Origin of the sequence: uncultured Campylobacter sp., from assembly GCF_938045535.1 — a bacterium.
GTDB lineage: Bacteria > Campylobacterota > Campylobacteria > Campylobacterales > Campylobacteraceae > Campylobacter_B.
On the sequence record NZ_CALIMQ010000213.1, the window covers coordinates 1 to 5575 of the forward strand.

The window sequence follows — 5575 nt, forward strand, 5'->3', positions numbered from 1 at the left end:
AGCCGAGCTTTTCGAGATACTCGTTGCTTAACGGCGTTATCTTTTTTAGTTGCATTTTTATCCTTTTTTTAAAATTTTAACTCATCTGCGCCGCGATTTTTGCGGCTTTTGCTAGTTTTGATACGCATACGGCTTCGCGTAAATTTAAAGCGCGCAAGGCGCACGGCAAAATTTAATTAGCGTAGATCATACGCGGCGATCGTGCGTAAATTTAAGCCACGCGAGATCTGCGGCTAATTTAAATGGGCACGCAGACGGCGTGGACCGGGCGCGGCAGAAGCGGTAAAATTTAGCTGAATTTTACAGCGCATTTTTGAAAAATCGGCGTCAAATCAATGCTAAATTTGGCGCAAATTTTAAAATTCTACGTGCTAAATTTAACTCGCTGCGCAGAGCCGCCGTATGTTTCAAAGCGCGCTTAGCCGCCGAAAAATCCGCCGCTCTTGCCGCTCTTGCTTCCGCCAAAAAAACTGCTTCTACCGCTTCGCGCCTTATCGTTTTGCTGCTTTGCTTGATTGAAGCTATCGACGCTTCTAGAGTAGGCGCTCGGGCTTTTGTAGGCGGTTTGGCGCTGGCTTTGGTAGGCTGGGTTGTTAAACAGCTTGCCGCCGATCCACGAGCCGATGATGGCGCCTGCAGCGCTTGCCAAGATCGCTTCGCCCAGGCTCATGCCGCCGCCGCTAAGCTGCGCGTTTTGGTTCGTCAAATTTGAAGTGCCGGCGTCGATTTTAGCGTTTTCTTCGGCCAGAAGGGCTTTGGTTTCCTCATCGCTTAAAATTCTCTCCGTGCCGTCGAGCGATCTTAAGATGATCTGGGTTTTTTCGCTCGGAAATTCCTCTAAAATTTTATATTTTCCCGGCGCGACCTCTTCGAGTCGCACGAGTGCGCCCTCTTGTAAGCGGACATTTTGCTCCTGCTCCTTATCGTCGCAGCCTGCTAGCGATCCCGCCATAACGAGGCCAAAGCCCCCTGCTAGCGCGTATGCCGCGATTTTGCGTAGTTTCATTTAGATCCTTTCAATGATTTTATATCTAGGCTTTGATTTATCAAAAGCTCATTTCCTTCGACGCGGATAAGCTCGCTCTTGCCGATATTTTCGATGATTAGGCTTTGCGCTTTGAGGCGCTTTTTGCGTTTGAGCGATTTTACGAATTTTGCAAGGCTCGTCCATTCGCTGCGATCGAAGGTTTTTTCTTTGATTTCGACATCATAGGGTTTGACCTCGCGACTTTTGTTCGAAAGCAGCGGTTTGTCGAAAAACGACAAAAAATACCTGAGCTTCTCATCGCGCTCTTTATACATCAGCTTGATTTCATCTTTCGAGGCAATTAAAATTTCCTCTTTTTCTTTGTGAAGCCTGTCCTTATCGCTTTGTAGCGCTTCGATTTTACCTTTTAGCTCGGAAATTTCTTTGATGAGATAGTCGATGAAGCTTTGAGTGCCAGCTGTGCCACTAGTGCGCGGGCTTTTCGCAGAGTTTTGCGAAGTGGGCTCGCTTTGCACTCCATCATCTAAAAGCACGTAGCGTACGCCGCCGCTTTCCTCGGCGCGCAAGGAATTTCTACGGATGCGGTTATAGACGGCTTCCTTTGAAATTCCTAAAATTTCGGCTGCTTCGCCGATCGAGACTTTTTTCATACAAAGATGCCTTTTAGCGTTTTAGGTAATTATTGCTAAATTTGCCTAAAATAGGCATTAAACGCTTCGTTTACAAAGATAGATTCCGCCTTATCGCAGCTGGCGCGCGATAAATTCCGCTCGCTTGCGCCCGCTAGATATAAAATTTCGCTTCGCTTGCAAAAGCCGCATAAAATTATTTTTTTCTGAGGTTTTAAAATTTTAGCCCAATAATATTGCTTAATTAAGTATATTTTTTATACACTTATGAAAAAATTTTAGTATTTCAAAGGAGGCGAAATGCCCGAATCGCCTAAATATAAAAAATCCGAAATTCGCTGTAAGCTCATTTTAGACGCGGCGCTGGAGCTGTTTTTAGCCAAAGGCTACGAGGCTACGAGCTTAAGCGATATCATCGAGCTTAGCGGCGGCTCGCTATCGTCGGTTTATAAGTATTTTGATAACAAAGAAAGCCTATTTTTGCGCATCATCGAACTGCAAAGCAAAAAGCTCGACGAGCGAATGAACGAGCGCATGCGAATCAACAAAGACCTAAAATTGCGTGAGTATCTGCGAGAGTTTGCAGGGATTTATCTGGAGTTTCTTTTCGCTCCGGAGGCGATAAAATTCTACCGACTGATACTTTTCAGCGGCTTTAACGGCGCGCTTAGCGAGAGCCCAAAAATCTTTTTAAAAAGCGGCGTGCTAGGTTCGCCGAATGCGCTGGATGAGTATTTGGCGGCGCATGCGGACGAGTTTGCGCCCGGACGCACGGCAAAAAGCCTGGCGCTATATTTTTGCTTTTTGCTTAGAGAGCCGCATTTTAGCAGGCTGCTATTTTTCGACGAAAAGCTAAATTTTAAAGCGAGCGAGCTAATCAAGGACCGCATCGATATGTTTTTGCTCGGCGTAAAAAAGCGCTAGTGGCGGAATTTTACAGCGCAAATTCCGCGCTTTTTGCACCTTTAATTTTATGAGCGGTTTGGGGTTTAGAATTTTGTAGCTTGGATTCTATCTGCTACCAAGCGCTATAAAACGCCACGTATCCCGCGCTTAAAGTTCTAATTCTATCGGCGCAGAATTTTTGAAACGATTAGGGCTGAAATTTTTATTTTCCGCATTAAATTCTGTGCCGAAGTTAGAATTTCGTCGTGGAATTTCGCGCCTCTTGCCTGTGCCTTTAAATTTGCGCCGCTTAGATTTTAAATTTAATAAAACCTCTTATAATCCCGCGAAATTTCAAATCAAAAGGATTAAAAATGGATTATGACATCATCGTAATCGGCTTTGGCAAGGCGGGCAAAACCCTTGCCGTAAAATCCGCCGCGCTCGGTAAAAAGGTCGCTCTCATCGAGCGCTCGCCGCAGATGTACGGCGGTACCTGCATCAACGTAGGCTGCATCCCGACAAAGCGACTAATTACCGCGAGCAAGGAAGCAGGCTTCGTAAATTTCGGCGTGCTCGGAGAGTATTTCGTGCTGAGCATGCAGAAAAAGGACGAGCTCGTAGAGGCGCTGAGGGCGAAAAATTTAGCAATGCTAAAGGGAAGCCCAAATATCGACGTAATCGACGGCGAGGGCTCTTTTGCGAGCGCGAATTCCGTGCGCGTGCTAAGTCCTGATGGACAAACGCGTGAAATTTCAGCAGGAACGATCGTCGTAAATACGGGCTCGATCGGTGGCCTCGGCGGACGCCCGGGGTCGAAGGAGGTTGAGCCGAGCTTTGAGGTAAGCTCGCAGATCGCTTATAGCAGCGAAGAAATTTTAAATTTAAAGATCCTGCCGAAGCATCTAGTAATCATCGGCGGCGGATTTATCGGGCTTGAGTTTGCTTCGATGTTTGCGGGATTCGGCTCGAAAGTTAGCGTGCTGATGCGATCGAAATTTATGAAAAACGAGGATGAGGATGTGGCCGCCAGCGTCAAATCCGCTCTGCAGGCCCAAGGCGTGGAGATTATCGAGGGCTGCGAGTTTTTGAGTTTAAAGGGCGGCGAGCTGAAATTTAACCTCGCGGGCGAGAGCAAGACGATCGCGGCGGACGCGTTTTTATACGCCCTCGGCCGTCGCGCAAATACGAGCGAGCTAAATTTAGCCGCTGCGGGGTTGCAGACGGACGCGCGCGGCAATATCATCACGAACGAGCATTTGCAAAGCTCGGCTGCTGGCATCTACGCAGCAGGCGACGTGCGCGGCGGAGAGATGTTTACCTACACTAGCTTAGATGATTTTAGGATAATTTTTAGCGCGCTTTTCGGAGACGGCGCGCGCACTACGAAAAACCGCGCGCCGCATGCAAGTGTGCTGTTTACCCGTACGCCGCTAGCTCGCATCGGCCTTAGCGAGAGGCAGGCAAGAGAGAGTGGGCGCGAGATCAAGGTGCTGAAGCTTTCGATGGCGGCGGTGCCCGGCGCCAAAGTCGTAGCGCACGACGAGGGAATGATGAAAGCGGTCGTGGACGCGGCTAGCGGCGAAATTTTAGGCGCGGCGCTTCACTGCGTAAACGCGCACGAGATCGTTAATGAGCTGGCGATCGCCATGGCGCTGGGCGCGAAGGCGGATTTTCTCAAAAATCAAATTTTTACGCATCCTAGCATCAGCGAGGCGCTGAACGATCTTTTCGGACAGTTTTAAATTTGAAATTTAACGGCGCTCGAGCTTGGCGATGCCCGGGCGCCCTAGCGCAAATCGACCGCGAAATTTAATACGCCGGAGCGGGTTAAATTAAACTGGGTTAAATAATTTGAGCCCTTGCCACCAGCGCCTTTCTTGGTCGCTATGGCTTGGCACGTATCGCCTCATCCACCGCTTGTAAAAATAATTTCTAGGTTATCTTGGAATTGTTTTAAAGGAGCTGTGCGTAAAATTCTGTTAGCACCTATCGGTATGTACTAATCGCTTATTGTTTAGAATTTCAAAAATTTATACTTTATGGATAGATCTGAATTTTATTTATCCCCAAATATCAAATAGGCTAAATTTTTGCTCAAATTCCCATACGCAACTACCCAGTATTCTCGTATGATATTTTTGATTTGCAAGTTATCGTCCAGAAAGTCGGCAAATATTTTGATCCTATCTTTGTCTACTGTGCCTAGCTCTTCATCCTCTTTCTCAAACGAAGCGACAATTAAATGCGACAGAGCAATCTTATCGTAGAAATTTAATGTCTTGTTTTCTAGTAGATTTAGCATAGACGTAATTTTGCCAATGTCTGCTAATTCTAGCTCCCAATCTTGCTCATCTCCCGCCGAATCTAACCCCAAAAGCTTATTTAATTTTATTGCGCTTTCTTTTCTTACGAAATAATCGGTCATTTTATTATCCTTTATAGATGTTTTTGCCACGATACTTAGCCGACCGCGCCATCTAGCAGTTTCCTAGAATTTTGCAAAGCCCATACGAAATTTTCGAGCTCTACGCAGTCTTTTAATACAAATCCAAAATTTAACAAACCTACCGATAGGGCGTCGCCATCTTTTATGACATGCGCTATTAGATTGCCTTTATGTTCTATACTCACTTTATTTTCATATCTTGTAAATTTAAAGATATTTTTCGAGCATCTTCCGTTTCTTTTTGAAAGTTTCTCGAATTGCTCCGTAAAATTCGGTCTTTGATTCCCATCTTTTAGCCATAATCCCCCGGCATATAGCGCCCATATAAGCTCGTAAAAATTGATATTATGCCGAGTCGCGGTAGCAGCGACCAAAAGCTTATTCGTTTCATGATTGATCTCTATTAAAGCCTCTCTGTCCATATGCCAAATCTCGGCTACTACTTTTTCTCTATCCGGCACGGAGGCAATTAAAAATTCAAATCCATTTTCTATCATATTAAAATCCTATTTTTTGTTTTTGCTACATAATTTAATTTGAATGCTCTATCGTTCGAGCCTAAATCATATTTACCCCATTCTTTTATGACATCTTGAGCTATACTTTTTACGCAGAATTCCTGCC

General features: G+C 45.8%; 6 protein-coding genes. 2 read left to right on the forward strand and 4 right to left on the reverse strand.

Annotated features, from left to right (window positions below; translation table 11 throughout):
• Positions 1–418: 418 nt before the first annotated feature.
• Together Q0095_RS06545 and Q0095_RS06550 are read right to left on the reverse strand one after the other, a co-directional pair.
• Positions 419–1006 carry a UPF0323 family lipoprotein gene (locus Q0095_RS06545; RefSeq protein ID WP_297882491.1) on the reverse strand — a complete coding sequence of 196 codons (588 nt, stop codon included), beginning with the start codon at positions 1004–1006 and terminating at the stop codon, positions 419–421.
• Complete coding sequence (locus tag Q0095_RS06550; protein WP_297882493.1) at positions 1003–1638, reverse strand: helix-turn-helix domain-containing protein; 636 nt, start codon at positions 1636–1638, stop codon at positions 1003–1005. The genes Q0095_RS06545 and Q0095_RS06550 overlap by 4 nt, the downstream gene beginning before the upstream one ends.
• Before the next feature lie 279 nt (positions 1639–1917).
• On the opposite strand from Q0095_RS06550, the gene Q0095_RS06555 reads away from it, so the two are divergent.
• Entirely contained in the window at positions 1918–2541 is a 624-nt protein-coding gene (locus Q0095_RS06555) for a TetR/AcrR family transcriptional regulator (protein WP_297880993.1), read from the forward strand.
• Positions 2542–2876: 335 nt separating this feature from the next.
• Positions 2877–4247 (forward strand): FAD-dependent oxidoreductase, encoded by a 1371-nt coding sequence (locus Q0095_RS06560; protein WP_297882495.1) that lies wholly within the window; start codon positions 2877–2879, stop codon positions 4245–4247.
• A 314-nt stretch (positions 4248–4561) separates the two neighbouring features.
• Here Q0095_RS06560 and Q0095_RS06565 read toward each other — a convergent pair whose 3' ends face one another.
• Together Q0095_RS06565 and Q0095_RS06570 are read right to left on the reverse strand one after the other, a co-directional pair.
• Positions 4562–4930 carry a hypothetical protein gene (locus tag Q0095_RS06565; RefSeq protein ID WP_297882497.1) on the reverse strand — a complete coding sequence of 123 codons (369 nt, stop codon included), beginning with the start codon at positions 4928–4930 and terminating at the stop codon, positions 4562–4564.
• Between the two features lie 35 nt (positions 4931–4965).
• Positions 4966–5448 (reverse strand): hypothetical protein, encoded by a 483-nt coding sequence (locus Q0095_RS06570; RefSeq protein ID WP_297882499.1) that lies wholly within the window; start codon positions 5446–5448, stop codon positions 4966–4968.
• Positions 5449–5575 lie beyond the last annotated feature (127 nt).